This is a genomic window from Pseudomonas iranensis (genome assembly GCF_014268585.2).
Classification (GTDB): domain Bacteria; phylum Pseudomonadota; class Gammaproteobacteria; order Pseudomonadales; family Pseudomonadaceae; genus Aquipseudomonas; species Aquipseudomonas iranensis.
Genome location: NZ_CP077092.1, coordinates 2,296,789 through 2,322,769 on the forward strand (window position 1 = coordinate 2,296,789; position 25,981 = coordinate 2,322,769).

21 protein-coding genes and 5 tRNA genes are annotated in these 25,981 nt (G+C 59.9%); 18 read left to right on the forward strand and 8 right to left on the reverse strand.

Annotation, left to right across the window (positions count from 1 at the left end; genetic code table 11):
* Window positions 1-99 precede the first annotated feature (99 nt).
* Window positions 100-933: an arylamine N-acetyltransferase family protein gene (locus HU724_RS10095; RefSeq protein WP_186565656.1), complete on the forward strand. Its 834-nt coding sequence runs from the start codon at window positions 100-102 to the stop codon at window positions 931-933.
* Here HU724_RS10095 and HU724_RS10100 read toward each other — a convergent pair.
* Window positions 930-1,265 (reverse strand): BrnA antitoxin family protein, encoded by a 336-nt coding sequence (locus HU724_RS10100; RefSeq protein WP_186565654.1) that lies wholly within the window; start codon window positions 1,263-1,265, stop codon window positions 930-932. The two genes, HU724_RS10095 and HU724_RS10100, sit on opposite strands and share 4 nt — an antisense overlap.
* 3 nt (window positions 1,266-1,268) lie before the next feature.
* On the reverse strand, window positions 1,269-1,553 hold the full coding sequence (locus HU724_RS10105) for a BrnT family toxin (RefSeq protein ID WP_186565652.1): 285 nt from the start codon (window positions 1,551-1,553) through the stop codon (window positions 1,269-1,271).
* Window positions 1,554-1,805: 252 nt separating this feature from the next.
* Between HU724_RS10105 and HU724_RS10110 the strand changes: the two genes are divergently transcribed.
* Window positions 1,806-3,329 carry a nucleobase:cation symporter-2 family protein gene (locus HU724_RS10110; RefSeq protein WP_122506463.1) on the forward strand — a complete coding sequence of 508 codons (1,524 nt, stop codon included), beginning with the start codon at window positions 1,806-1,808 and terminating at the stop codon, window positions 3,327-3,329.
* A 113-nt stretch (window positions 3,330-3,442) separates the two neighbouring features.
* On the opposite strand, the gene HU724_RS10115 is transcribed toward HU724_RS10110, so the two are convergent.
* Window positions 3,443-3,518: transfer RNA gene (locus tag HU724_RS10115), tRNA-Asn, on the reverse strand.
* Between the two features lie 219 nt (window positions 3,519-3,737).
* On the opposite strand from HU724_RS10115, the gene HU724_RS10120 reads away from it, so the two are divergent.
* Complete coding sequence (locus tag HU724_RS10120; protein ID WP_186565650.1) at window positions 3,738-3,968, forward strand: hypothetical protein; 231 nt, start codon at window positions 3,738-3,740, stop codon at window positions 3,966-3,968.
* Here HU724_RS10120 and HU724_RS10125 read toward each other — a convergent pair.
* Window positions 3,965-4,165, reverse strand: coding sequence for a hypothetical protein (locus HU724_RS10125; protein WP_186565648.1), 201 nt, complete (start codon window positions 4,163-4,165; stop codon window positions 3,965-3,967). The two genes, HU724_RS10120 and HU724_RS10125, sit on opposite strands and share 4 nt — an antisense overlap.
* 227 nt (window positions 4,166-4,392) lie before the next feature.
* Window positions 4,393-5,589 carry an amino acid aminotransferase gene (locus HU724_RS10130; RefSeq protein WP_186565646.1) on the reverse strand — a complete coding sequence of 399 codons (1,197 nt, stop codon included), beginning with the start codon at window positions 5,587-5,589 and terminating at the stop codon, window positions 4,393-4,395.
* A gap of 337 nt (window positions 5,590-5,926) precedes the next feature.
* Between HU724_RS10130 and uvrB the strand changes: the two genes are divergently transcribed.
* The 13 genes from uvrB (at window position 5,927) to HU724_RS10195 (ending at window position 17,747) form a co-directional block, all read left to right on the forward strand.
* Window positions 5,927-7,942 carry an excinuclease ABC subunit UvrB gene (gene uvrB / locus HU724_RS10135; protein ID WP_024012378.1) on the forward strand — a complete coding sequence of 672 codons (2,016 nt, stop codon included), beginning with the start codon at window positions 5,927-5,929 and terminating at the stop codon, window positions 7,940-7,942.
* Between the two features lie 216 nt (window positions 7,943-8,158).
* Window positions 8,159-9,640, forward strand: a complete 1,482-nt coding sequence (gene gltX, locus HU724_RS10140; RefSeq protein WP_016773920.1) for a glutamate--tRNA ligase — start codon at window positions 8,159-8,161, stop codon at window positions 9,638-9,640.
* A 245-nt stretch (window positions 9,641-9,885) separates the two neighbouring features.
* Window positions 9,886-9,961 (forward strand) — tRNA-Ala (locus tag HU724_RS10145).
* A 79-nt stretch (window positions 9,962-10,040) separates the two neighbouring features.
* Window positions 10,041-10,116: transfer RNA gene (locus tag HU724_RS10150), tRNA-Glu, on the forward strand.
* Between the two features lie 53 nt (window positions 10,117-10,169).
* Window positions 10,170-10,245: transfer RNA gene (locus HU724_RS10155), tRNA-Ala, on the forward strand.
* Window positions 10,246-10,325: 80 nt separating this feature from the next.
* Window positions 10,326-10,401 (forward strand) — tRNA-Glu (locus HU724_RS10160).
* A 182-nt stretch (window positions 10,402-10,583) separates the two neighbouring features.
* Window positions 10,584-11,123 (forward strand): TetR/AcrR family transcriptional regulator, encoded by a 540-nt coding sequence (locus HU724_RS10165; protein WP_016773921.1) that lies wholly within the window; start codon window positions 10,584-10,586, stop codon window positions 11,121-11,123.
* 30 nt (window positions 11,124-11,153) lie between these two features.
* Window positions 11,154-11,987 carry an alpha/beta fold hydrolase gene (locus HU724_RS10170; RefSeq protein ID WP_186565644.1) on the forward strand — a complete coding sequence of 278 codons (834 nt, stop codon included), beginning with the start codon at window positions 11,154-11,156 and terminating at the stop codon, window positions 11,985-11,987.
* Window positions 11,988-12,033: 46 nt separating this feature from the next.
* Entirely contained in the window at window positions 12,034-12,477 is a 444-nt protein-coding gene (locus HU724_RS10175; RefSeq protein WP_016773923.1) for an acyl-CoA thioesterase, read from the forward strand.
* Between the two features lie 174 nt (window positions 12,478-12,651).
* On the forward strand, window positions 12,652-13,611 hold the full coding sequence (locus HU724_RS10180) for a tRNA dihydrouridine synthase (RefSeq protein ID WP_016773924.1): 960 nt from the start codon (window positions 12,652-12,654) through the stop codon (window positions 13,609-13,611).
* A gap of 118 nt (window positions 13,612-13,729) precedes the next feature.
* The gene (locus HU724_RS10185; RefSeq protein WP_016773925.1) at window positions 13,730-14,176 is read left to right on the forward strand and encodes an Hsp20 family protein; all 447 of its coding nucleotides are present in this window, start codon (window positions 13,730-13,732) and stop codon (window positions 14,174-14,176) included.
* A 188-nt stretch (window positions 14,177-14,364) separates the two neighbouring features.
* On the forward strand, window positions 14,365-15,060 hold the full coding sequence (locus HU724_RS10190) for a DUF1266 domain-containing protein (RefSeq protein ID WP_016773926.1): 696 nt from the start codon (window positions 14,365-14,367) through the stop codon (window positions 15,058-15,060).
* The gene (locus HU724_RS10195; RefSeq protein WP_186565642.1) at window positions 15,057-17,747 is read left to right on the forward strand and encodes a DUF805 domain-containing protein; all 2,691 of its coding nucleotides are present in this window, start codon (window positions 15,057-15,059) and stop codon (window positions 17,745-17,747) included. The genes HU724_RS10190 and HU724_RS10195 overlap by 4 nt, the downstream gene beginning before the upstream one ends.
* Here HU724_RS10195 and HU724_RS10200 read toward each other — a convergent pair.
* The 3 genes from HU724_RS10200 to HU724_RS10210 all read right to left on the reverse strand — a co-directional run bounded on the left by HU724_RS10200 (window position 17,744) and on the right by HU724_RS10210 (window position 23,762).
* Complete coding sequence (locus HU724_RS10200; protein WP_186565640.1) at window positions 17,744-19,435, reverse strand: molecular chaperone HscC; 1,692 nt, start codon at window positions 19,433-19,435, stop codon at window positions 17,744-17,746. The two genes, HU724_RS10195 and HU724_RS10200, sit on opposite strands and share 4 nt — an antisense overlap.
* Window positions 19,436-19,529: 94 nt before the next feature.
* Window positions 19,530-22,808 (reverse strand): PAS domain S-box protein, encoded by a 3,279-nt coding sequence (locus HU724_RS10205; RefSeq protein WP_024012383.1) that lies wholly within the window; start codon window positions 22,806-22,808, stop codon window positions 19,530-19,532.
* A 63-nt stretch (window positions 22,809-22,871) separates the two neighbouring features.
* Window positions 22,872-23,762 carry a LysR family transcriptional regulator gene (locus HU724_RS10210; protein WP_042609424.1) on the reverse strand — a complete coding sequence of 297 codons (891 nt, stop codon included), beginning with the start codon at window positions 23,760-23,762 and terminating at the stop codon, window positions 22,872-22,874.
* Window positions 23,763-23,901: 139 nt separating this feature from the next.
* On the opposite strand from HU724_RS10210, the gene leuC reads away from it, so the two are divergent.
* The gene (gene leuC / locus HU724_RS10215) at window positions 23,902-25,332 is read left to right on the forward strand and encodes a 3-isopropylmalate dehydratase large subunit (RefSeq protein WP_041478531.1); all 1,431 of its coding nucleotides are present in this window, start codon (window positions 23,902-23,904) and stop codon (window positions 25,330-25,332) included.
* 2 nt (window positions 25,333-25,334) lie between these two features.
* The gene (gene leuD / locus HU724_RS10220) at window positions 25,335-25,979 is read left to right on the forward strand and encodes a 3-isopropylmalate dehydratase small subunit (RefSeq protein ID WP_186565638.1); all 645 of its coding nucleotides are present in this window, start codon (window positions 25,335-25,337) and stop codon (window positions 25,977-25,979) included.
* Window positions 25,980-25,981: the final 2 nt, after the last annotated feature.

The window sequence follows — 25,981 nt, forward strand, 5'->3', positions numbered from 1 at the left end:
CGGGCGATTGGCGAAATCAATTGTCGAAAGCCGTGCCTGATCCCGTATACAGGGCAACATCAACGCAGTGTTCTGCGGCCCATGCATAAGGATCGAGCAATGAGTGTGGCACGGCTGACCAATACCAATCTGTACCTGCAACGTCTGGGTTTCGATGCGCCGCCGCCACCGACACTGGATACGTTGCGCCAGTTGCAACTGCGCCATACCGCCGAGTTTGTTTTCGAAAATCTGGCGACGATCAGTGCAGAGCCGGTGTTGATCGACTTGGTCTCCATCGAAGACAAGGTGTTGCAGCAGGGGCGGGGCGGCTACTGCTATGAACTCAATCATTTGTTCTATGCGCTGCTGCTTGAATTGGGCTTCGACGCACGGGCGATCAGCGGGCGCGTGGTGATGAATCAACCGGAAGGCAGCTGGACGGCGCGAACCCATCGTTTGAGTCTGGTGACCATCGACGCAGTGCGTTACATCACCGATGTCGGCTTCGGCGGCATGGTGCCCACCGCGCCGCTGTCGCTCGACAGCGAAGATGAGCAACCCACCCCGCACGAACCTTACCGCATCGACAAGCAAGCAGATGGCTACCTGCTGCGCGCCAAAGTCGCAGGCGAATGGCGGCCGATGTACCTGTTCGATTTGCAACGCCAGGAAGACATCGATTACAGCGTCGGCAACTGGTACGTCTCCACCCATCCCGAGTCACCTTTTGCCCAGCGCCTGATGGTCGCGCGCACCGACCCTGGCTGGCGCAAGACCCTGAACAACGGCAGTTTTGCCATTCATCACATGGGCGCGGACAGTGAGCGGCGCGAGGTGGCGGACGTCGACGAGCTGATGGAGTTGCTGCGGCGCGAGTTCGACCTTCAGGTGCCTGATTCACCGCGTCTGCGACAAGCGCTGGCTCGGGTCATCGCGCCAGCCTCCATCTAAGGCTTTACATCAGGCTCCAATACGCGACGGATTTCGCCGATGGCCGCTGACAGCTTTCGCTCGAGACTCTTGAGATCGGTGGCGGTGATGCCTTTCTTGAATTGCCCCGTCAGACCTGAATCGTCAGCGCTTTCCTGCTGGCGTGGGCCATCAAGCAAAGCATGGCGCAGGGTGTTGTTGATCACAGTCTGGTAGCCAAAGCCCTCGGTTTCTGCGGCAGTACGCGCTGCTTCGATCACCGCGTCATCTAGCATGATGGTGATGCGGGTCTTGCCCTTGTTCGGCGCTACTGCGCCGCGTTTACCTGTGGAAAAGTCATATTCGTCTTTCATCGTTCAAGCCTCCTGAAAATACGCGCGCTGTTCGCTGGGTGTGGCGAGACGTGCGGAAATGATTCGAACAACATTGGCTTCGCGATAGCTGTAGGCAACGGCAAGCACACGACCCTTGGCATCGAGGCCGAGGGTGATCCAGCGTTGTTCGTCATGGTCGTTGTCCTCAAGTGTCAGTGCGCGTTCGTCATGGAAAACCGGTTTGGCTTCGGCGAGGCTGATGCCTTTGTGCTTGAGTTTGTTGGCTGCGTTTTTGCTTTTGTCGTACTGAATCTTGAATGACTTCATTATGCATACTTTATATGTATAACAAAGAGCGCGACTGCACCGTCGGTCGCCGTGAACACTTCAGCCTAGTGGGCACTGGCGCGGACGCAGCGGGGATGTGTTGCCGGATTTGTTGGGGCAAGAAGCGCAGGCTAGAAGGTTGGATGGCTACCTAACCATTATGTGACTGACAAGTTGTATACAACTCTATGGACATTTGTCCTGAGTATTGAATACAGTGTGCGCATAACAAAAACCAGGGAACCCCCCACCATGAAAACGCCCCATGTTTCACACCAACGGCCCGAGGACGAAAACCTCGGGGTCGGCGCGAATATGGCTTACGGCCTGCAACATGTTCTGACCATGTACGGCGGTATCGTTGCGGTGCCACTGATCATTGGCCAGGCGGCCGGTCTGTCGCCGGCGGACATTGGTCTGTTGATTGCTGCTTCATTGTTTGCGGGGGGGCTGGCGACGTTGCTGCAAACCCTGGGTCTACCGTTTTTTGGCTGTCAATTGCCGCTGGTCCAAGGCGTATCGTTCTCCGGCGTGGCGACCATGGTTGCGATCGTCAGCAGCGGCGGGGAGGGCGGTTTCCAATCGGTGCTGGGTGCGGTGATTGCCGCCTCGTTGATCGGCTTGCTGATCACGCCGGTGTTTTCACGCATCACCAAGTTCTTTCCGCCGCTGGTCACCGGCATTGTGATCACCACCATCGGCCTGACGCTGATGCCGGTGGCCGCACGCTGGGCGATGGGCGGCAACAGCCACGCGCCGGACTTCGGCAGCATGCAGAACATCGGTCTGGCGGCGGTCACGCTGGTGCTGGTGTTGCTGCTGAGCAAGGTTGGCAGCGCGACTATCTCGCGGCTGTCGATTCTGCTGGCCATGGTGATTGGCACGGTGCTGGCGGTATTCCTCGGCATGGCCGACTTCTCCAGTGTCACCACCGGTCCCATGTTCGGCTTTCCGACACCGTTCCACTTCGGCATGCCGACCTTCCATTTCGCCGCGATCCTGTCGATGTGCATTGTGGTCATGGTGACGCTGGTTGAAACCTCGGCGGACATCCTCGCCGTGGGCGAGATCATTGACACCAAGGTGGATTCCAAACGCTTGGGTAACGGCCTGCGTGCCGACATGCTGTCGAGCATGTTCGCGCCGATCTTCGGATCGTTCACGCAAAGTGCGTTCGCGCAGAACGTCGGGCTGGTGGCGGTGACCGGGATCAAGAGCCGATTCGTGGTCGCTACCGGCGGCTTGTTCCTGGTGGTGCTCGGCCTGCTGCCGTTCATGGGCCGGGTGATTGCTGCCGTACCGACTTCGGTCCTTGGCGGCGCCGGGATCGTGCTGTTCGGCACCGTGGCGGCGAGCGGCATTCGCACCTTGTCGAAGGTGGACTACCGCAACAACGTCAACCTGATCATCGTTGCCACCTCGATCGGTTTCGGCATGATCCCGATCGCCGCGCCGAACTTCTACGATCATTTCCCGAGCTGGTTCGCGACTATTTTCCATTCGGGCATCAGTTCGTCGGCAATCATGGCGATCCTGCTCAACCTGGCGTTCAACCACTTCACGGCCGGCAATTCGGATCAGCAGTCGGTGTTCGCCGCAGCGGAAGAGCGCACCCTCCGTTATCGCGATCTCGCCGCGCTGCGTGAAGGCGATTACTTCAGCGACGGCAAGCTGCATGATTGCGATGGCAAGGAAGTGCCGGTGATCGAGCCGGATGACCACGACCATGGCCACGGCGCGCCGAAGGTGCAGGTGAAAAGCAGCGAACATGTCTGACCGCTGCGTCTGAAACAGAAAAGGCCGATCTGCCCAAACAGATCGGCCTTTTGGTATTTTTCGTGCACCCACAAAAAAGCCCCTGAACCTTGCGATTCAGGGGCTTTGCTATTTGGCTCCACAACCTGGACTCGAACCAGGGACCCAGTGATTAACAGTCACTTGCTCTACCAACTGAGCTATTGCGGAATTGGTGCGTATGTTACTGATTCAAAAAGAGAAGTCAAGCATCGCCTGGCAACTTTTGCGATTCGTCGGGACGGACGGCATTTTGTCAGCGATTGGCGGTTACCAGAAAGGCCTCAGAGGTCTACCATGGCAGCCCGGAAGTGGTCACACGCGCTGCCGGCCATTCGCCGCAAAGGTACGCGCCATGAATCAAATCACCCGTAACACCGAGGTGCTCGCATGAGCACTGCACAGATCAGCCTGCCCAAGGGCCTCGGCCCGCACGCCGAAAAACTCTTCGATGCAATCGCCGGGGCAAGCACCGCCGAAGAATTGAACCGCGCTGGCGGCAAGGCTGAAGGTTTCGTCCTTGGTCTTGAAAGCAGCAAGGCCATCAAAAGCCAGGTCGCCGAATCGCTGTATGTGATTTACGACGATGCTGCCACTCAACGCTCGGCCGAGCTGGCTTAACTGCCGAAGGTAATCGTGCCGAGCATCAGCTTGGCATAGACCGCCGTCGCCGCCAGTTGCACCACCCACAGGGCCAGGCCACCGAGGAATACCCCGGTGGCGACTTGCAGCACCAGGCTCTTTTCACGCTTGGCCGGAGCGCGCGGGATGAAATCATCCAGGTCGTCACGGTCAGCGCGCAGGTTGTCGTTTTTCATGTGGGTTCTCTTCAAAAATCTCGGGTGTACACAAAACCGGTAGGAGCTGCGGCACGCTGCGATCTTTTGATCTTGATCTAGAAACAAGATCAAAAGATCGCAGCCTCGTTGCACTCGTCAGCTCCTACACTTTGAATTGTGTGCAGTCTAGAGGTTGCAAGGCGTTCGCAGAGACAAATAAAAACGGGAAGCCCAAAAGGCTTCCCGTTTTTCATCACTGGCCGAAATCAGATGACCTGAACGATCGCGTCCGTCACAGCCTTGATGTTGCTCTGGTTCAGCGCGGCCACGCAGATGCGGCCGGTGTCCAGGGCGTAAATGCCGAACTCGTTGCGCAGGCGATGCACTTGTTCAGTGGTCAGGCCGGAGTAGGAGAACATGCCGCGCTGACGGCCAACGAAGCTGAAATCGCGGCCCGGGGCTTTTTCCGCCAGCAGGGCAACCATCTGCTCGCGCATGCCGCGAATACGCAGACGCATTTCGGCCAGTTCGGCTTCCCACTGCGCGCGCAGTTCCGGGCTGTTCAGCACCGCAGCAACGATGCTGGCGCCGTGGGTCGGCGGGTTGGAGTAGTTGGTGCGGATCACGCGCTTGACCTGCGACAGCACCCGCGCGCTTTCTTCTTTCGATTCGCTGATGATCGACAGCGCGCCAACGCGTTCGCCGTACAGCGAGAACGACTTGGAGAACGAGCTCGAGACGAAGAAGGTCAGACCGGATTCAGCGAACAGGCGCACAGCGGCGGCGTCTTCATCGATGCCGTCGCCGAAACCCTGGTAAGCCATATCGAGGAACGGCACGTGACCTTTGGCCTTGACCACTTCCAGCACCTTGTTCCAGTCCGCCGGGGTCAGGTCGACGCCGGTCGGGTTGTGGCAGCAAGCGTGCAGGACAACGATCGAGCCGTTCGGCAGGGCGTTGAGGTCGTCGAGCATGCCGGCACGGTTCACGTCGTGGGTGGCAGCGTCGTAGTAACGGTAGTTCTGCACCGGGAAACCAGCGGTTTCGAACAGCGCGCGGTGGTTTTCCCAGCTCGGATCGCTGATCGCCACGGCGGCGTTCGGCAGCAGTTGCTTGAGGAAGTCGGCACCGATTTTCAGTGCGCCGGTCCCGCCGACGGCCTGAGTGGTGATGACGCGACCGGCGCTGATCAGCGGCGAGTCGTTGCCGAACAGCAGTTTCTGCACGGCCTGGTCGTAGGCAGCGATGCCATCGATCGGCAGGTAACCGCGCGAAGCGTGTTGCGCGACTCGAATCGTCTCGGCTTCGATCACCGCGCGCAGCAGTGGAATTCGCCCCTCTTCGTTGCAGTACACGCCCACGCCCAGGTTGACTTTGGTGGTTCGGGTATCGGCGTTGAATGCTTCGTTGAGGCCCAGGATTGGATCGCGGGGTGCCATTTCGACAGCGGAGAACAGGCTCATTATTACGGCGGCTCTGAATGGAGAGTGGAGGGACGTGTCGCGCTCCAGCCGAATGCACTAGAGCGGTGCACAAACGGGGAGCTAGTATAGAGGCCATCACCGCGCAATGGCGACAGGCGAATCGGCTTTTAGGGTAAGTTTTTCCGATTATTTCTTGACCGTTAGTCGATTGACTTTGTCAGACTCTTTACCGGATGTAGGACGTTTGCCTTGAAAGGTCAGGCAATCGCCACCACATTCAGCACAATCCAGGTTTTTTCTTGCGCGACATCGGTCGTTTGCGGTCGTCCCCGTGGTGCTCCGTCTGACGCGGAACGCCGCGATTCCAGAGGTGTGTATGTCGGAATTCCAGCTAGTCACCCGCTTCGAGCCTGCCGGCGATCAGCCGGAAGCCATTCGCCAGTTGGTTGAGGGCATTGACGCCGGGCTGGCGCACCAGACACTGCTCGGTGTGACCGGTTCGGGCAAAACCTTCAGCATCGCCAACGTCATCTCCCAGGTCCAGCGGCCGACGCTCGTACTGGCGCCGAACAAGACCCTGGCCGCGCAGTTGTACGGGGAGTTCAAGGCGTTCTTCCCGAACAACGCCGTTGAATACTTCGTTTCCTACTACGACTACTACCAGCCCGAAGCGTATGTGCCGTCGTCCGACACCTTCATCGAGAAGGACGCCTCGATCAACGACCACATCGAGCAGATGCGCCTGTCCGCAACCAAAGCGTTGCTCGAGCGCAAGGACGCGATCATCGTCACCACGGTCTCATGCATCTACGGTCTGGGCAGTCCGGAAACCTATCTGAAAATGGTCTTGCACGTTGATCGCGGTGACAAGCTCGATCAGCGCGCGCTGTTACGGCGCCTGGCCGACTTGCAATACACCCGCAACGACATGGATTTCGCCCGGGCGACGTTCAGAGTGCGCGGTGACGTGATTGATATCTTCCCGGCGGAATCCGATCTGGAAGCGATCCGCATCGAGCTGTTCGATGACGAGGTCGAGAGCATTTCCGCCTTCGACCCACTGACCGGCGAAGTCATCCGCAAGATGCCGCGTTTCACTTTCTATCCGAAGAGTCACTACGTGACGCCTCGGGAAACCCTGCTCGACGCCATCGAAGGCATCAAGGTCGAATTGCAGGAGCGCCTCGAATACCTGCGCAGCAACAACAAACTGGTGGAAGCCCAGCGTCTTGAACAGCGCACCCGTTTCGACCTGGAAATGATCCTCGAACTGGGCTATTGCAACGGCATCGAAAACTACTCGCGCTACCTGTCCGGGCGTCCGGCCGGCGCGGCGCCGCCCACCCTTTACGACTATCTGCCGGCCGACGCCTTGCTGGTGATCGACGAATCCCACGTCAGCGTGCCGCAGGTCGGCGCGATGTATAAGGGCGACCGCTCGCGTAAAGAGACGCTGGTCGAGTACGGCTTCCGCCTGCCTTCGGCGCTGGACAACCGGCCCATGCGTTTCGACGAGTGGGAAGGGGTCAGCCCGCAGACCATTTTCGTCTCGGCAACGCCCGGCAATTACGAAGCTGAACACGCCGGGCGGGTGGTTGAGCAGGTGGTGCGGCCGACCGGCCTGGTCGACCCGCAGGTTGAAGTGCGGCCGGCGCTGACTCAGGTCGATGACTTGCTCTCGGAAATCACCAAGCGCGTGGCGATCGAAGAACGTGTGCTGGTCACCACGCTGACCAAGCGCATGGCCGAAGACCTGACCGATTACCTCGCCGACCACGGCGTGCGCGTGCGTTATCTGCACTCGGACATCGACACCGTCGAGCGCGTCGAGATCATCCGCGATTTGCGCCTGGGCGTGTTCGATGTGCTGGTCGGGATCAACCTGCTGCGTGAAGGCCTCGACATGCCGGAAGTGTCGCTGGTGGCGATTCTCGATGCCGACAAGGAAGGCTTCCTGCGTTCCGAGCGCTCGCTGATCCAGACCATCGGTCGCGCGGCGCGTAACCTCAATGGCCGGGCGATTCTCTACGCCGATCGCATGACCGGTTCGATGGAGCGGGCGATTGGTGAGACCGAGCGCCGTCGCGAGAAGCAGATCGCCTTCAACCTTGAGAACGGCATTACCCCGAAAGGTGTGATCAAGGACGTCGCCGACATCATGGAAGGCGCCACCGTGCCGGGTTCGCGCAGCAAGAAGCGCAAAGGCATGGCCAAGGCCGCCGAAGAGAACGCCAAGTACGAAGCCGAGTTGCGCTCGCCAAGCGAAATCACCAAACGCATCCGCGCGCTGGAAGAGAAGATGTACCAACTGGCGCGGGATCTGGAGTTTGAAGCGGCGGCGCAGATGCGTGACGAGATTGCCAAACTGCGCGAACGGCTTCTCACCGTTTGATCTTGATCGCCTTGCCGGGCCTCTTCGCGAGCAGGCTCGCTCCCACATAGCAATTGCATATTCCTGTGGGAGCGAGCCTGCTCGCGAATGGCCTTCACACAATCGGAAGGCCTTAGGGCTTCCGGCTTAAATACCCTGCCCGCTGGAGCGGGGCGGGTGTCGCCTGTTACCATTCGCCGCTTGATTGTTCTGCTCTTCATTTTTTCGAGACAAGCCATGACCACCGTCCGCACTCGCATCGCGCCATCGCCTACCGGGGACCCCCACGTAGGTACCGCTTACATCGCATTGTTCAACTACTGCTTTGCCAAGCAGCATGGCGGTGAGTTCATCCTGCGCATCGAAGACACCGATCAGTTGCGTTCGACCCGCGAGTCCGAACAGCAGATCTTCGACGCCCTGCGCTGGCTCGGTATCGACTGGAGCGAAGGCCCGGACGTCGGCGGCCCGCACGGCCCATATCGGCAGAGCGAGCGCGGCGACATCTATCAGAAGTACTGCCAGCAACTGGTCGACATGGGTCATGCGTTCCCGTGCTTCTGCACCGCTGAAGAACTCGATCAGATGCGCGCCGAGCAAATGGCTCGCGGCGAAACTCCGCGCTACGACGGCCGCGCGCTGCTGCTGTCGAAGGAAGAAGTCGCCGCGCGTCTGGCCGCTGGCGAGCCGCACGTGATTCGTATGAAGGTGCCGAGCGAAGGCGTCTGCGTGGTGCCGGACATGTTGCGTGGCGACGTCGAGATCCCGTGGGATCGCATGGACATGCAAGTGCTGATGAAGACCGACGGCCTGCCGACGTACTTCCTCGCCAACGTGGTCGACGATCACCTGATGGGCATCACCCACGTGCTGCGTGGCGAAGAATGGCTGCCATCGGCACCGAAACTGATTTTGCTGTACGAATACTTCGGCTGGGAACAACCGGAGCTGTGCTACATGCCGCTGCTGCGCAACCCGGACAAGAGCAAGCTGTCCAAGCGCAAGAACCCGACCTCGGTGACGTTCTACGAGCGCATGGGCTTCATGCCGGAAGCGATGCTCAACTACCTCGGGCGCATGGGCTGGTCGATGCCGGACGAGCGCGAGAAGTTCTCGCTGCAGGAAATGGTCGACAACTTCGACCTCAAGCGTGTCTCCCTCGGCGGGCCGATCTTCGACATCGAGAAGCTATCGTGGCTCAACGGCCAGTGGCTGCGCGACCTGCCGGTGGAAGAGTTTGCCGCCCGCGTGCAGAAGTGGGCGTTCAATTCCGAATACATGATGAAGATCGCGCCGCACGTGCAGGGCCGGGTTGAAACGTTCAGCCAGGTCGCACCGCTGGCGGGGTTCTTCTTTGCCGGCGGCGTGAATCCGGATGCCAAGCTGTTCGAGTCGAAAAAGCTCTCCGGCGATCAGGTTCGCCAGTTGATGCAGTTGATCCTGTGGAAACTGGAAAGTCTGCGGCAGTGGGAGAAGGACAGCATCACCGCGACGATTCAGGCGGTGGTCGAATCTCTGGAGCTGAAGCTGCGCGACGCGATGCCGCTGATGTTTGCTGCGATCACCGGGCAGGCGAGTTCGGTGTCGGTGCTCGATGCGATGGAAATCCTCGGCCCGGATCTCACCCGTTTCCGCTTGCGCCAGGCGATTGACCTGCTGGGCGGCGTGTCGAAGAAAGAAAACAAAGAGTGGGAAAAGCTCTTGGGCGCCATCGCCTGATTGCTTTTGCTTCTTTGTAGGAGCTGCCGCAGGCTGCGATCTTTTGATCTTGTTTTCAAAAGGCAAAGTCAAAAGATCGCAGGCTGCGCCAGCTCCTACAGGTCTGCCCGCGTTGCAAACCGCCCAGTTTTACGGGGGAGGGCGGTAAGTGATTGTTATCCCGGCAAAAAATTTTGAAATTTTTCAAAAATAAGTTTGACAGGCTTTCGATACGCCCTTAAGATTCGCCCCGTCCTCAGCGATGAGGGGCTATAGCTCAGCTGGGAGAGCGCTTGCATGGCATGCAAGAGGTCGACGGTTCGATCCCGTCTAGCTCCACCAATTTACACTTCGAGGTCTGGCCACACCGGCCTTGAAGCGATCAACACTCAGCGTTGATCAGTTGTATAGAAGGGTTTGCGTCCCCTTCGTCTAGTGGCCTAGGACACCGCCCTTTCACGGCGGTAACAGGGGTTCGAGTCCCCTAGGGGACGCCAGTTTTACAGAAGTGATGTTGCAAGAGATCACTCCGCCGCGAGGCGAAAAATCCGGGGCTATAGCTCAGCTGGGAGAGCGCCTGCATGGCATGCAGGAGGTCAGCGGTTCGATCCCGCTTAGCTCCACCAATTTTACAGTTCAAGGTCTGGCCACACCGGCCTTGAATCGATCAGCTCTCAGCACTGATCAGTTGTATAGAAGGGTTTGTGTCCCCTTCGTCTAGTGGCCTAGGACACCGCCCTTTCACGGCGGTAACAGGGGTTCGAGTCCCCTAGGGGACGCCACGATTACCCGCTCTGCGGGATTTTATAAGGGTCATTCAATTGTTGAATGGCCCTTTTGTTTGTCTGGCGTTTGGCCAACTCTCCTTTTTCCTTACACTGTGCTTCAGACCAGCGGTCATATTCATGACTTGCGGAATATTATTATGCGAATAATATTCTAGTCGTAATATTCGGAGGCAACGATGAACGATAAAAAAGCTCAAACCCGCGAACGCATCCTCAAGGCTGCCAGCGCCGCGTTGATTCAGCGCGGCCCGGCAGACCCGAGCGTGGGCGAAGTGATGGGCGCCGCCGGCCTGACCGTCGGCGGCTTCTACGCACACTTCGAAAGCAAGGACGCGATGATGCTCGAAGCGTTCAAGCAACTGCTGGGCCGCCGTCGCGACCTGATTGCCGACATGGACGCCGATCTGACCGGCGAAGAGCGTCGCGCTTTGGTCGCTGCGTTCTACCTGTCGCGCAAACACCGGGATTCCAGCGAAGCCGCATGCCCGATTCCGGCCTCGATTGGCGAATTGGGTCGTTTGCCGGAGTCGTTCCGCATCGCGCTGAACGAGCATCTGGAGCTGATGGTCGCGCAACTGGCCGCCAGCCCTGAAGACACCGACAAGGCTCTGGCCGATGTCGCGTTGATGGTCGGTGGTCTGGCCTTGGCCAGAGCGCTGGGTCCGGGAGAGTTATCCGATCGATTGCTGCGCGCCGCCAAGTCGGCGGTGCGTTGACCTGAAGGCAACAAGCCTGAGGAGAGTGCGATGAACGCGTTGAAGTGGGTTCGTGGCGTTAACGGTACCTTGGGCTGGTTTGCACCGAAGCTGGTGGCAAGCAAAATGCGTCTGGCATTCATGACGCCCCGCGCGCTACCGCTGCGGGATTGGGAGCTGCCGCTGTTGGCCAGCTCCGAACGCATCACGTTGCGCTTCGGCCTGTCGGCGCTGCGCTGGGGCCAAGGCCCTACGGTGCTGTTGATGCATGGTTGGGAAGGGCGGCCAACGCAATTCGCCTCGCTGATCAATGCTCTGGTCGATGCCGGTTATACCGTCGTCGCGCTCGATGGCCCGGCCCACGGTCGCTCCCCTGGGAGAGAAGCCAATGTAGTGCTGTTCGCCCGCGCCATGCTCGAAGCCGCTGCCGAATTGCCGCCGCTGCAAGCGGTTATCGGCCATTCCATGGGCGGCGCCAGCGCGATGCTCGCCGTGCAATTGGGTCTGCGCACCGAAACCCTGGTCAGCATCGCCGCACCGTCGCGGATTCTCGGCGTGCTGCGCGGTTTTGCGCGAATGGTTGGCATGCCGCCGCGCGCGCGTTCTGCGTTTATTCGTCAAGTCGAGCAGGACGTCGGCATGCGCGCCGCTACGCTGGACGTGGCCCACTATCAACTGGATATGCCCGGTCTAATCGTGCATGCCGAGGACGACAATTTTGTCTCGGTCAAAGAATCGCAATTGATTCACGAAGCCTGGTTCGACAGCTGCCTGCTGCGCTTGGAAAGCGGCGGCCATCAACGCGTGCTGGCCGACCCTCGAGTGATTGATGGCGTGTTATCACTGCTCGCCGGTCGCAGCCTTCAGGCGCGCCAATCGGCCTGAGCTCCGTTACACTGCCCCGGTTGAATACTTTGACCGGGAGTGGGGCATGGGCTGGGATCGGGCAACGCCGTTTACCATTGATCTGCAAGTAGGCGCCGAAGACATCGACGGGCTCGGGCACGCCAATAACGCCGTTTACGTGACCTGGCTCGAGCGCTGCGCCTGGCGCCATTCGCAGCGCCTCGGCCTGGACCTGGTCGAATACCGGCGGCTGGATCGGGCGATGGCGGTTGTCCGCCACGAAATCGATTACCTGGCCGCCGCCTATGAAGGTGATGAACTGCAACTGGCGACCTGGATCGTCGACTGGGATCAGCGCTTGAAAATGACCCGGCATTTCCAGCTCAAACGCCCCAGTGACAATGCCACCCTGTTGCGCGCGCAGACCACGTTTGTGTGCATCGAACTGTCGACCGGCAAGCCCAAGCGCATGCCGGCGGAATTTATCGAAGGCTATGGCCCGGCGATCCAGATTGCAGAGGCGATGTAAATCTCACCCTGTGGGAGCGAGCCTGCTCGCGAAAGCGTCAGGTCAGTCACGCATGCATGAACTGACAGACCGTCTTCGCGAGCAGGCTCGCTCCCACAGAGAGATGTGTTGTCCTGCGGTCTTCCACGATATCCAGTAAACTGCCGCACGTTTTTTCTTCAAGTAGTGTTTCCCATGCAAATTGCTCTGGCGCCCATGGAAGGGTTGGTCGACGACATCCTGCGCGACGTGCTGACCCGCGTTGGCGGCATCGACTGGTGCGTGACCGAATTCATTCGGGTCAACGACCAGTTGCTCACCCCGGCGTACTTCCACAAGTTCGGCCCCGAGCTGCTCAACGGCGCTCGCACCGCGTCCGGTGTGCCATTGCGCGTGCAATTACTTGGTTCCGATCCGGTGTGCCTGGCGGAAAACGCCGCGCTTGCCTGCGAACTCGGTTCTGAGGTGATCGACCTCAACTTCGGCTGCCCGGCCAAGACCGTCAACAAATCCCGCGGCGGCGCCGTGCTGCTCAAGGAGCCGGAGCTGCTCAACCAGATCGTCGAACATGTCCGTCGCGCCGTACCGGCGCACATCCCGGTCACCGCGAAAATGCGCTTGGGTTTCGACAGTCCTGACGGCTCGCTGGTCTGCGCCACGGCGCTGGCCGAAGGCGGGGCAGAGCACATCGTCGTACATGCGCGGACGAAAATGGACGGCTACAAACCGCCGGCTCATTGGGAGTGGATCCCGCGCGTGCAGGACGTGGTCAAGGTGCCGGTGTTCGCCAATGGCGATATCTGGAGCGTCGAAGACTGGCGCCGTTGCCGCGAAATCAGTGGCGTGGAAGACATCATGCTCGGTCGGGGTCTGGTCTCCCGCCCGGATCTCGCTCGGCAGATCGCTGCGGCGCGCGCTGGCGAAGAGGTCGTCGAGATGACCTGGGCCGAGCTGATGCCGCTGATTCAGGACTTCTGGCTGCAGGCCAAAGCGCAGATGACCGCCCGGCAATCGCCCGGTCGCCTCAAGCAATGGCTGGCCATGCTGACACGGAACTACCCGGAAGCCGCCGAGCTTTTCACCGTTCTGCGCCGTGAAACCGAGCCGGATCAAGTCTCGCGTCTGCTCGGATTGCCGCTCGTCGAAGCCGCATAAAAATCTCAAAATAATCTCTTGAAATCAAAACAGTGGTCCCTATCTAAGGGTTACGCGATGCCGAATTCGGGTCGCGGAGACACAAAACCTTGCTGATTGTTTTCAGGAGATTTGAACCATGAGTACTGCATTTTCTCTCGCGCCACTGTTCCGTTCCTCGGTAGGTTTCGACCGTTTCAACGACCTGTTCGAAACCGCCCTGCGCAACGAGCCAGGCAGCAGCTACCCACCTTACAACGTCGAAAAACACGGTGATGACCAATACCGTATCGTCGTTGCGGCCGCCGGTTTCCAGGAAGAAGACCTGGACCTGCAAGTCGAAAAGGGTGTGCTGACCATCAGTGGCGGCAAGCGTGACACTGACGAAAGCGTCACGTTCTTGCATCAAGGCATCGCCCAGCGAGCCTTCAAGCTGTCGTTCCGTCTGGCCGATCACATCGAGATCAAGGACGCTGCCCTGCGCAACGGCCTGCTGAGCATCGACCTGCTTCGTGTGATCCCGGAAGAAGCGAAAGCCAAGCGCATCCCGATCAATGGAGCGCAGCAGCCGGCGTTGCAGCATTGATTCATGTGCTGACACACAATCGCCCGAACCGGCGATGAGCCGCTGAACGAAAGGCCCCGATACGTCGGGGCCTTTTTTGTGCGCGCAGTCAAAGCGATGCAGGGTTTGCCGCTGTTGGCGGGGCTCTTTACAATCGGCGCAGTTTTGCCGGCCCCCATTTCCCAGCGGTCGGCCTGGAGCCTTTTTTCATGGACGAGATTCAACAGCGCTGGCTGTGCGCGTTGTCCGCACCAATGGCCGCGCTCAACACCGGCGCCGGGTATGACGACCCGGCGTTCTGCAACGATCGTTACATCAACCTCAAGGAAAGTTGGGGTATCGATGATCGGCAACAGTTGTTCGACATGCTCGGATGGATGACCGACGACGGCCATGCCAAACACCTCAGTGCGGCCTATCTGGCGTGGCAGCGATGCCTGCCGAGTGAATGGCAGTCGTTGCTCAATGAGCTGAGCCCGCGCGAGCGCGTCCTGCATGAATTTGCCAGCCGTACCTTCGGCAGCTGTGGTCCCGGCGGCATCTTGTCCTGGGATTACGGCCGGATGGGCTTTCTGTTGCGCTGCGCCGTACGTAATCAATGGATCGATCTGGCCGAGAGCAACTGGTTGCACAGTCGTCTGGCGTTGAGGGCGCAGTTTCATTACGGCAGCTGGATGGCTTACTTCAACGGCTTTCTGGTGGGACGAACCTTTTGGTGCTGCATGAGTAAAAGCGATGATGAACTGGCGGTCGAGATGAGTCGTGAGGGCACCAGCGCTTTCAACACCAGGATTGCCCGAGGTCTTGCGCAAAACATTCCACACTTTCTCGCTGATCTGCCTTGGCACATGGATATTGATCCGCCGTCTCGTCCGGCATCGCTTGGGGAGTTCGACTGGTCATGAGTTGCTGGATTCGACTGGGCATTGAACCGACTACTGACGAAACCCTGATTCGCAGCGCCTATCGCGCCCGTTTGCCGGCGCACCATCCGGAAACCGATCCGGAAGGTTTTCAAGCGCTACGCATGGCCTACGAGAGTGCCCTGCGTCTGGCCCGTGAAGAGGAGGAAGAGGCTGGAGACGAGATCGACGCTGCACAAGCCAATGTCGTTCGGGCGCCTCAAGCTTTCCTGGATTTCTGTGCGCTGCTGGATGATCCCGCGCGACGATTCAATCACACGGCGTGGCAGGCATTCGTCCGGACGCTGGATGAATTGTCACTGGAGGTTTTAGATGACCTCAACTGGGGCTTGTACCACCGACTGTCCGGCGCCGGTCCGTTGTCCTACCGTTGTGCGAATCTGTTGGCGCAGCGCATGGCCTGGGACCAGCAATTGCTCGATCTGGCATTCGACGATGCGCAAGCGGTAGAAGGCTTTTTGCAGCGCATCAAGACGCCCGACCCGTTCGACACGGATCTGATGAGCGCCTGGTCAGAGCCGGCACAGACCGAGTCGCTGTGGTATGCCCGTAGCCTCGATTTCATCTTTACTCAGCGTCCGCTTCACGAGTTCGCCGAGTTCGCCAGTCGGCACACGTGCTTGCCGTTGCCCAACGATGCCGCGTACCTCAAGCGGTTGCTGGTGCAGTTCACCCAAGCGGGGATGGGCGCGCCGACGTTCCTGCAATGCTGTGCCGAACAGCACGATGCCGCGCCGGATAACGTCGACTGGCTGTACCTGCTGGCGTGTCAGTACAGTCTGTTGGGGCACGACGATCAAGCGTTTCCATGCTGGATTCGGCTCTGGAGCGAACATCGCCATCCCGCGGCAGAGAGTCGCTTGCTGGAGCTGTGTGCCAAGCGTCAGCCGACCTTTCTGCCGTTGCTGATTCAGGCGTTCGATCGTCTGGAGGACTGCGCCGTTTGGCCGGACGAACTGGGTGCTGAGTGCCAAGTGTATGGCAGTCCGTCACAACGGCCCGAGACCTTGACCCGTTGGTTGGGTGTCGGACGGCTCAAGCTTGATGCACTGGCGCAAAGCTTTGTTGATTGGCGCATGGCGGGCGACGAGTTGCCATTGCTCGCGCAGTTGATCGGCGAAAACCACGACAGCCGTTTGCTGCGTCTGTACCGGCACGCCTGGGCGCTGCATCGTGGTGATTCGGCCTTGTTGCAGCAGATTGTCGACGAACCGCTGCCGGTGGACGCGCTGGAATGCCTGGTTTTGAGCGGCCTGAAGTATCAGGCCAGGCAACATCTGCATTGGCTGGCCAAGGCGCCTGTTGCGCAGGCCATGAGCGCTTTCACTGACTCGCAAACACTTTCACCGCAATTGCCGCTCGCGTTGTCCGAAGGTGCGCTGCACAAGGTTTGTCGTCTGTGGTTGCAGCGCTTACGGCCCTATAGCGACACGGCGCTTGCACGCATTGCCGACGCGTTCGAGCTGAGTGCGGTCAAAGACGGCAATGACCTCTCGGAGCTTGATCTCATGCTCCAGTTGAGTCGGCGCGCGACAGGTTTGCCGCCGATCGGGTTGGGAGCGGCCATCTGGGATTGGCACGCTCAAACCGTGTTTTTTCTGGCATTGCTGGAACAACCCGAGCGCTGGTTGCAATTGATTGATGCGCAGTGTCTGGAGCGTTTGCCGTTCAATCCTGCGCATCCTTTGAGCCGACTGCAGCCGCTATTGCGGCGCTTGCTGCGTGAGCAGGGCAATTGCGCCGGTTTGCTCGGCTGGCTGCAGGGTGACGATCCTGTGCACGGTTTGCTGGTGCAACAGTTGTTCAGTGTCGAGCAGGCTCTCGACAGCGCCAGGCTGCCCGCCAATACCCTGCTTTACACCTGCGTCGAAAGTGACCGTGCGGCGTGCGGCGATGACCTGCTGGGCTTGTTGATGTTCTGGGGCGTGCTCTACCACGATCCAGGCCTGAGCGCCGAGCAGCACCGGGCGTTGTTGCAGTCGATTGAAGCGGTCAGTTGCGAGGATAACTGGTTCGAAGGCTTTCGCGACGGTCTGATCAAGGGCGAACCGGTGTGGCCACCGCGCAAGGTGTTGACGGATTTCGGTGTCGACAAACTATTGGCCTATGAGGCGCTGGATGCGCTCAAAAGCTTGATTCGCTACGGCGCTGCCGGTGTGCCGAAAACGCGAGTGTTGCGGCAACTGCAGCAGGGTAAGGATGACGTGCAGAACAGCGTCGGTTTGCGCTTGGCACTGTGCGCGTTGCTGTCGTGGTCGGAGCGGTTGCTGTTAGCCAACAGTGATGTCCAGCCAGTACCAGCGAAAGCGTTCTGGCGCCTCGGATCACGGCTGGGGCGCAAGGCTTTCATCGCTCAGGTCCTGGGATGCGTAGTGGTAACCCCAATAGCCGGGCTGATAACGGGCACGACGATTGGCGGGATGGTCATCTTTTTGCTTGGCGTGCTGCTGTTGTTCGCGGCAGTTCTACGGCGGTTGCACGATATGGGCCGGGGCATACCGACACTGCTGATATTTCTTGGATTGTCGCCGTTTCTGCCATTCCTGCCGCTGGTGTTGTTCGGCTTTCCGGGAGACAAACTGCCTAACCGCTATGGCGTGCCGCCGGACAGTGGGGCAGATATGTTGTCCGGCGGGTTGCAGGCTGCTTTACGGCAACTGAACGGTTAAAGACGCATCTGATCCAGCGCATCATTCAGCGCTGAGCGGTGGCTGGCGATTTCGCTGGCTTGCTGGCCGGCAAGCACGGTGTTGAAGGTGTCCATCCACTCGGCAATGCGCGCACGCTCGTCGCCCAGACTTTGCATCCATGCTCGCTCCAGCCGTGCGAGCAGGGTGCGGTTGGGCAGGGCGTCGCGAGGGTGAACTTTGAGCGTCGCGAGCCGGGCATGGCTGTCTCTGCGCGCCTGTTCATCCAGTCCGGTCGGGCTGCGGTCGATGCTGTGGCCGTAACGTTCGCCGGTTTCCAGAAGCGTGACGTCTACTTCCAGCAGGCCGTTGATGTCATAACTGAAACGCACATCGAGGCTCTGCAGCTGCTCACTAGGGGTGAACTGGATGTCGAAAGAATCGATGAAGATATTGTCGCGTACCCACGGGCGTTCCCCTTGATACACCGCGATCCGGATTTCAGTCTGTTGCGCAAACGTCGTCGAGTAACGCTGCACCCGTGACGTTGGAATCACCGTGTTACGTTCGATGATCGGCGAGAACGCGCCACTGACGCCTTCGCCACGATTGGTCGAAATCCCCAGCGTATACGGACAGACATCCGTCAGAATCAATTCCTCGACCGCACCATCCCGCGCCTTGCATGCTGCCTGCGTCGCTGCGCCCAGAGCCACGATGGTGTCCGGATCAAGATGCCGATAAGGCAGGCGTCCAAACAACGTGGCGACCATTTGCTGTACCGCCGGCATGCGCGTGGCGCCACCGACCAGCACCAGGCTGTCGAGGTCGCGCGGTTTCAGTCGGGCATCGCGCAGAGCCTGTTCGATCGGCGCGCGCAAGCGGGCCAGCAACGGCTCCCATATTTTCACTGCAGCGGCTTCATCCAGTTCCCATTCGAATGTCTGCTCGGCATACCGCCAGCTCAAGTGCTGCGCGCCTTCGCCGAGTTTGCACTTCAGCTGCTCCAGGGCATCACCGAGGCTGGCCATGGCTTGTGCATCGATCGTTGAGGGTGTGAGTTGCCAGTGTTTCAGGCAGGCCTGCAACAGGGCGGCGGTGAAGTCTTCGCCGCCAAGAAAGTTGTCACCGGTGGAGGCGTGCACTTCGATCAGCGGCAATGCGTATTCGAGCACGGTGACGTCGAACGTACCGCCGCCGAGATCGAATATTAGCGTGCGTTCGAACTTCTGTTCGTGCAGGCCGTACGCCATGGCGGCAGCGGTCGGTTCATTGATCAGGCGCGTCACGGACAGCCCGGCCAGTTCGGCGGCGAACAACGTGCGCTTGCGCTGCTCGTCACTGAAATATGCCGGTACGGAAATGACCGCTTCTGTGACCGCCTGGCCGAGAAAGGCTTCCGCGTCTTGCTTGAGTGAGCCAAGTACCAGCGCCGACAACTCTTCCGGGCTGAACTGGCGAGAGCCGAGCTGGATTTGCCTGTCGCTGCCCATGAAGCGCTTGAACGCGGCGGCAGTGCGTTCCGGGTGCGTGGTCAGGCGGGCGCGGGCGGCTTTGCCGACCAGAATCGTGTCGTCTTCATCAAGGCTGACCACCGACGGTGTCAGCACATCGCCGAGGGCGTTGCGGATCAGTTCGGCGCGGCCTTCACGCCAGACGGCGATCAGGCTGTTGGTGGTGCCAAGGTCGATGCCCAGCAGGGCCGGGCGGGGAAGGGATGCATCCTGCATGGTTGATCTCGAAGCGGCGCAAAAAACGCGACCCTACAGGCTGACGCAAACCGTGGCAATTGTTGCTCTGTTGCCAGGCTGTGCGACCACCGATTCAGGGCAGCAGTTTTTTCAGATCCTCCAACCCCACTGGCCGACTGTGCAGATAACCCTGATACAAATGGCATTCCAGCCCTTGCAGAAACGCCAGTTGCGCTGGCGTCTCCACGCCTTCGGCAATCACTTCCAATTCCAGGCTGCGGGCCATCGCGACAATTGCGCGAATGATCTCCGCGACATTGGAATCGGTGGTCGCATCGCGGATGAACGACTGATCGATTTTCAAAGTGTCTACAGGCAGACGCTTCAAATAAGTCAGCGACGAATAACCGGTGCCGAAGTCGTCCATGGCGAAGCTCACGCCGAGCTTTTTCAGGCGGCGCATTTTGCTGATGGTGTCTTCCAGATTCTGGATGACGATGCCTTCGGTGATTTCCAGTTTCAGCAGCGAGCAGGGCAGGCCGTGGCTGGTCATGCTGTGTTCGATGCGTTCGACGAAATCGTTCTGGCGGAACTGCCGGGGGCTGATGTTCACGCACAGGCTGAAGTTGAGCGGGTCGACCAGTTTCAACGCGATCAGTTGTTTGAAGGCGTTGCAGGCTTCATCGAGGATCCACGTGCCGACTTCGAGAATCAGGCCGCTGTCTTCCAGTACCTTGATGAACTCGGTGGGCGATTGCGCGCCGAGTTCGGGATGATTCCAGCGCACCAGGGCTTCGGCGCCAATGATGCGGTTGTCGCGGGCATCGACTTGCGGCTGAAAGTGCACATTGAACTCGCCGCGCGACAGCGCCAGGCGCAGGTCGGTCTCCATGCGCAGGCGCTCGCTGGCCGCTTTCTGCATGGTGTTGTGATACATCTGCGTGGTGTTGCGCCCGGAATCCTTGGCCCGGTACAGGGCGATGTCGGCGCGTTTGAGCAGGTCGGTGGGGGTCGAGCCGTGATCGGGAATCAGCGCGACGCCAATGCTCGGCGTCACTTGCAGGCGCTGGCCATCGAGGAACATCGGCTCCGAGAGCAGTTCGCGAATGGTGTCAGCCAGCGCGCGCACTTGCTCGCTGACTTCACTGCGCGAACCTTCGAGGCCGCTGAGCAACACCACAAACTCATCGCCACCGAGGCGCGCCACCGTGTCTTCCATGCGCACGCTGGCTTCGAGCCGCGCGGTGATGATTTTCAGCACGGTGTCGCCGACCGGGTGGCCGAGGGAATCGTTGATGTGCTTGAAGTGATCGAGGTCGAGAAACAGCAAGGCGCCGCGCAGATTGTGGCGCTTGAGCAGGGCGATCTGCTGACTCAGGCGATCCATCAGCAGGGCGCGGTTGGGCAGGTTGGTCAGCGGGTCGTGATAGGCCAGGTGACGAATCTGCGCTTCGGCGTTCTTCAACAGGCTGACGTCGCGCGCGGTCAGCAGCAGGCACGCGGTTTCATTGAGGGTGATCGGCTCGACCGAGACTTCCACCGTGAGCAACTCGCCGCGCTTGTTGCGCCCGAGCATTTCCTGATGATGCACGCGGCCCTTGATCTGTAACTCGGCGAGTAAGGTCGAGCGCTGTTTCTCTTCGGCCCAGATCCCCACCTGATAAACGGTTTTGCCCACCACTTCGTCAGCGCGGTAGCCGGTAAGGCGACAGAAACCGTCGTTGACCTCCAGATAACGCCCGGTGTCGCGCTCGGTGATGGTGATGGCGTCGGGGCTGGAGTGAAACGCCTTGGCGAATTTTTCTTCGCTGGCCTTCAGCGCTGCTTCCGAGCGTTGTTGCTGGGTGATGTCGCGCAGGGTGGTGACGATGCACGGCTGATCGCCGACGCTGATCTGCCGGCTGGAAATCACGCAGGTCAGCGACTGGCCGTCCTTGTGCTGGACGAGAATGGCCACGTTGCTCAGGCCTTGTTCGCGAATCACCCGTTCGATGCGTTGCAGACTTTTCGCCGAGGCGTCCCACAGGCCGATTTCCTCGGCGGTGTGGCCAATCACATCGGCGGCGCTCCAGCCAAAGGTCTGGCTGAAGCTGGAATTGATCTCGATGAACTCCCCGGTTTCCTGGCGCGTGACGCAGATCGGATCGGGGCTGACCTGAAACAGCGTGGCGAATTTCTCTTCCGAGGCGACCAGACGCTGTTCGCGCTCGACCTGATCGGTGATGTCCAGCAACGTACCGGCCATGCGCAGCGGTGCGCCGTTGTCGTCGCGATAGAGACGCGCGCGGCTTTCCAGATAGCGCGAGCTGCCGTCAGGCAATTGCACGCGGTAGGTCAGTTGATAATTGCCGGCGGGGCCTTCGCGCAGGCTGCGGTAGGCGTCGCGCATGCTGTCGCGTTCCTCGCCCGGCACGCCTTCGAAAAACTCCTCGAATGATTCATGGAATGGAATCGGCTCCAGCCCGTGCAATTGCGCAGCGCGCGCCGAGCCGTAAAGCATGCCGCTGGGGATGTGCCAGTCCCAGGTGCCGAGTTGCGCCGAATCCAGCGCCAGGTCGAGGCGTTCCTGGCTGTCCTTCAAGGCCAGTTCGGCGGCTTTGCGTTCAGTGGTGTCGAGAAACGTGCTGAGCAGATAGGGCTGGCCCTCGAGCTCGACCTTCTGCGCGCTGAGGATGCCGTCGTGCACTTGGCCATTGCTGGCGCGAAACTGCACTTCCATGCTGATCAGCTCGCCCTTGGCTTTGGTTTTCTTCACCAGTTCGGCGCGTTGCTCGGGGTGCACCCACAGGCCCAGTTCCAGGGTGGTGCGGCCGATTGCGCTTTGCACCGGCCAGCCGAACAGGCTTTCGAAATACTGGTTGGCCTCGCTGATCAGACCGTCATCCTGACGGGTCAGCAGAACCATGTTCGGGCACAGGTGGAAAAGTGTCGCGAAACGTTTCTCCGAACTGCTCAGGGCCTGCTCGCGCTGGCGTTGGTGGGTGATTTCGCGAATCACCCCGATCATTCGGGGCCGGCCGTTCTTGTCTGGCAGCAGGCTGCCGCTGATCTCCAGCCAGTGCAGGCTGCCGTCGGGCCAGCGGATGCGGTGATGCATCGCCTGCTCCAGCGGCGCGCCGGCGATGACCGCGTGGAAGGCGCGCACGGTTTTCGCGCGGTCCTCCGGCGGCAACAGGTCGAGGTATTCCAAATCGGCGGGCAACGGCTGCCGTGGATCGAAACCGAACAACGCCTGGGTGCCCCGCGACCAGCTGATCTGCCCACGCTCGATGTCCCAATACCAGGCACCGAGCCGCGCGCCGTTGAGCGCGGCGAGCAATTGCGGCGCGCTTTCCCAGCTCTGCTCGGAATGGCGCGGATCGACAGCCTGGATTCGCGGCATCGGCGGAGTTCGGTCAACAGATTTCGGCATTGTCAGCGGGCCTTGAGCTGAGTGGCGTTAGGCACAGGAGCGGCTCTATAGGAGTAGCACAAGTCAGGCCGGAGTCCCTGGCCGATCGATTTGTGCGTCCAGCAAAGCCATGAAGGCTCGTGCTGCATTCGATAGCGTCCGTTCGGTGTGCAAGATATAGCCTAGCTGGCGAGTGAGCTGTATGCCCGGCAATGCGATGCTTGCCACTTGTTCGTCGAGCATGGTGCGCGGCAGCACGCTCCAGGCCAGGCCGATGGAGACCATCATCTTGATGGTTTCCAGGTAGTTGGTGCTCATGGCGATGTTCGGCGTCAGGCCCTGGGCTTCGAACAAACGCTGGACGATGTGGTGGGTAAAGGTGTTGCCGCCGGGGAAAACCGCCGGATGGCCGGCGATGTCCGCCAGACTGACGGCACCGTTGTTGATCAGCGAATGCTCCGGCGCCACGACAAAATCCAGCGGGTCGTCCCAAACCGGGGTGGCTTTGACCAGCGTGTGCGGCTCCGGCGCCAGCGTGATAACTGCCAGTTCTGCACGGCCGTGGAGAATTTCCTCGTAGGCCACTTCCGAATCAAGAAACTGAATATCCAGCGCAACCTGTGGGTAGCGGCGGGTGAACTCCCTTAATAGAGGCGGCAAGCGGTGCAGGCCGATGTGGTGACTGGTGGCCAGCGTCAGGCGACCGCTGACCTCGCCGGTCAGGTTGGTCAGGGCGCGGCGGGTGTCGTCGAGCACGTTGAGAATCTGATAAGCCCGTGGCAGCAGGGCACGACCGGCCTCGGTCAGGCCGACTTCACGGCCCAAGCGGTCGAACAGGCGCACCTTCAATTGCTGCTCAAGACCGGCGATGCGCTTGCTGATCGCCGGTTGGGTCAGATGAAGGCGTTCGCCAGCGCCGGAGAAGCTGCCGGTCTCGGCGATGGCAATAAAAGCGTTGAGGTTAGCCAAGTCCATGTCGCATTCCAGTTGGTTATCGAAAGCATAAAAAATATGAATTTGAGTTATTTAATCTAACCCCATAGGATCGGCCTCACAAGCCAAAGGGTTATCGATAAGCCCAAGGCATAGAAACAAGCTGATGAGGAACCGTCTGATGGCCGGCAAAACGCTCTACGACAAGCTCTGGGATTCGCATTTGGTCAAGCAGCGCGACGATGGCTCGGCGCTGATCTACATCGATCGTCACATCATCCACGAAGTGACTTCGCCGCAAGCTTTCGAAGGCTTGCGTCTGGCCGGACGCAAGCCTTGGCGCATCGATGCCAACATTGCGACCCCGGATCACAACGTACCGACCACTCCGGAGCGCAAGGGCGGCATCGAAGCCATTGCCGATCAGGTTTCGCGTTTGCAGGTGCAGACCCTCGACGACAACTGCGATGAATACGGCATCGTCGAATTCAAGATGAACGACGTGCGTCAGGGCATCGTTCACGTGATCAGTCCGGAGCAGGGCGCGACCTTGCCGGGCATGACCGTGGTCTGCGGTGACTCGCACACCTCGACCCACGGCGCATTCGGTGCGTTGGCCCACGGCATCGGCACCTCCGAGGTCGAGCACGTCCTCGCCACGCAGTGCCTCGTCGCGAAGAAAATGAAAAACATGCTGGTGCGCGTTGAAGGGCAATTGCCGTTCGGCGTGACCGCCAAGGACATCGTTCTCGCGGTGATCGGCAAGATCGGCACCGCCGGTGGTAACGGCCACGCCATCGAATTTGCCGGCAGCGCGATCCGCGATCTGTCCGTTGAAGGCCGCATGACCATCTGCAACATGTCCATCGAAGCCGGCGCCCGCGTCGGCCTGGTGGCGGCGGATCAGAAGACCATCGACTACGTCAAAGGTCGTCCATTCGCGCCGAAAGGCGAGCAGTGGGACATGGCCGTCGAAGCCTGGAAAGACCTGGTTTCCGATGCCGATGCCAAGTTCGACACCGTGGTCGAGCTCGACGCCGCGCAAATCAAGCCGCAAGTCAGCTGGGGCACTTCGCCTGAAATGGTCTTGGCCGTGGATCAGAATGTGCCGGATCCGGCCAAGGAAATGGATCTGGTCAAGCGCGACTCGATTGTCCGCGCCTTGAAATACATGGGTTTGACCGCCAATCAGGCGATCACCGACATTCAGCTTGATCGCGTATTCATCGGTTCCTGCACCAACTCGCGCATCGAAGACTTGCGCGCCGCTGCGGTGATCGCCAAGGGCCGCAAGGTGGCCTCGACCATCAAGCAGGCGATCGTCGTGCCGGGCTCGGGTCTGGTCAAGGCGCAGGCGGAAGCCGAAGGGCTGGACAAGATTTTCCTCGAGGCCGGTTTCGAATGGCGTGAGCCGGGTTGCTCGATGTGCCTGGCGATGAACCCGGACCGTTTGGAGTCCGGCGAGCATTGCGCCTCGACGTCCAACCGTAACTTCGAAGGCCGTCAGGGCGCCGGTGGCCGTACCCACCTGGTCAGCCCGGCGATGGCAGCGGCGGCAGCAGTGAACGGCCGTTTCATCGACGTTCGTGAATTGATCCAAGGAGCACAGTAAAGATGAAGGCATTTACTCAGCACACTGGTCTTGTCGCGCCTCTGGATCGTGCCAACGTCGACACCGATCAGATCATTCCCAAGCAGTTCTTGAAGTCGATCAAGCGCACCGGTTTCGGTCCGAACCTGTTCGACGAGTGGCGTTATCTGGATGTCGGCCAGCCGTACCAGGACAACTCCAGGCGGCCGATGAACAAGGATTTCGTCCTTAACGCCGAGCGTTATCAGGGTGCCAGCGTATTGCTCGCCCGCGAGAACTTCGGCTGCGGCTCGAGCCGTGAACACGCGCCGTGGGCGCTGGAAGAGTACGGTTTCCGCAGCATCATCGCGCCGAGTTACGCCGACATCTTCTTCAACAACAGTTTCAAGAACGGCCTGCTGCCGATCATCCTCAGCGATGCAGAAGTTGATGAACTGTTTAAGCAGGTTGAAGCCGAGCCGGGTTATCAATTGCAGATCGACCTGCAAGCGCAGACCGTGACCCGCCCGGATGGCAAGGTGTACAGCTTCGAAATCGATGCGTTTCGCAAGCACTGCCTGCTCAATGGTCTTGACGATATCGGCCTGACCTTGCAGGACGGCGATGCGATTGCGACGTTCGAAGCCAAGCATCGGGTTAGTCAGCCGTGGTTGTTTCGCGACGCTTGATT

Excerpts from the sequence above, each read along its gene's own strand:
- HU724_RS10175 (WP_016773923.1), top strand. The coding sequence starts at position 12,034 with ATGGGCTGGGATCGGGCAACGCCGTTTACCATTGATCTGCAAGTAGGC.
- HU724_RS10205 (WP_024012383.1), bottom strand. The coding sequence starts at position 22,808 with ATGCCGAAATCTGTTGACCGAACTCCGCCGATGCCGCGAATCCAGGCT.
- leuD (WP_186565638.1), top strand. The coding sequence starts at position 25,335 with ATGAAGGCATTTACTCAGCACACTGGTCTTGTCGCGCCTCTGGATCGT.
- HU724_RS10180 (WP_016773924.1), top strand. The coding sequence starts at position 12,652 with ATGCAAATTGCTCTGGCGCCCATGGAAGGGTTGGTCGACGACATCCTG.
- HU724_RS10110 (WP_122506463.1), top strand. The coding sequence starts at position 1,806 with ATGAAAACGCCCCATGTTTCACACCAACGGCCCGAGGACGAAAACCTC.
- HU724_RS10185 (WP_016773925.1), top strand. The coding sequence starts at position 13,730 with ATGAGTACTGCATTTTCTCTCGCGCCACTGTTCCGTTCCTCGGTAGGT.
- HU724_RS10120 (WP_186565650.1), top strand. The coding sequence starts at position 3,738 with ATGAGCACTGCACAGATCAGCCTGCCCAAGGGCCTCGGCCCGCACGCC.
- HU724_RS10125 (WP_186565648.1), bottom strand. The coding sequence starts at position 4,165 with ATGAAAAACGACAACCTGCGCGCTGACCGTGACGACCTGGATGATTTC.
- HU724_RS10130 (WP_186565646.1), bottom strand. The coding sequence starts at position 5,589 with ATGAGCCTGTTCTCCGCTGTCGAAATGGCACCCCGCGATCCAATCCTG.
- HU724_RS10100 (WP_186565654.1), bottom strand. The coding sequence starts at position 1,265 with ATGAAAGACGAATATGACTTTTCCACAGGTAAACGCGGCGCAGTAGCG.
- HU724_RS10165 (WP_016773921.1), top strand. The coding sequence starts at position 10,584 with ATGAACGATAAAAAAGCTCAAACCCGCGAACGCATCCTCAAGGCTGCC.
- HU724_RS10195 (WP_186565642.1), top strand. The coding sequence starts at position 15,057 with ATGAGTTGCTGGATTCGACTGGGCATTGAACCGACTACTGACGAAACC.
- HU724_RS10105 (WP_186565652.1), bottom strand. The coding sequence starts at position 1,553 with ATGAAGTCATTCAAGATTCAGTACGACAAAAGCAAAAACGCAGCCAAC.
- HU724_RS10200 (WP_186565640.1), bottom strand. The coding sequence starts at position 19,435 with ATGCAGGATGCATCCCTTCCCCGCCCGGCCCTGCTGGGCATCGACCTT.
- gltX (WP_016773920.1), top strand. The coding sequence starts at position 8,159 with ATGACCACCGTCCGCACTCGCATCGCGCCATCGCCTACCGGGGACCCC.
- HU724_RS10170 (WP_186565644.1), top strand. The coding sequence starts at position 11,154 with ATGAACGCGTTGAAGTGGGTTCGTGGCGTTAACGGTACCTTGGGCTGG.
- HU724_RS10095 (WP_186565656.1), top strand. The coding sequence starts at position 100 with ATGAGTGTGGCACGGCTGACCAATACCAATCTGTACCTGCAACGTCTG.
- uvrB (WP_024012378.1), top strand. The coding sequence starts at position 5,927 with ATGTCGGAATTCCAGCTAGTCACCCGCTTCGAGCCTGCCGGCGATCAG.
- HU724_RS10210 (WP_042609424.1), bottom strand. The coding sequence starts at position 23,762 with ATGGACTTGGCTAACCTCAACGCTTTTATTGCCATCGCCGAGACCGGC.
- HU724_RS10190 (WP_016773926.1), top strand. The coding sequence starts at position 14,365 with ATGGACGAGATTCAACAGCGCTGGCTGTGCGCGTTGTCCGCACCAATG.
- leuC (WP_041478531.1), top strand. The coding sequence starts at position 23,902 with ATGGCCGGCAAAACGCTCTACGACAAGCTCTGGGATTCGCATTTGGTC.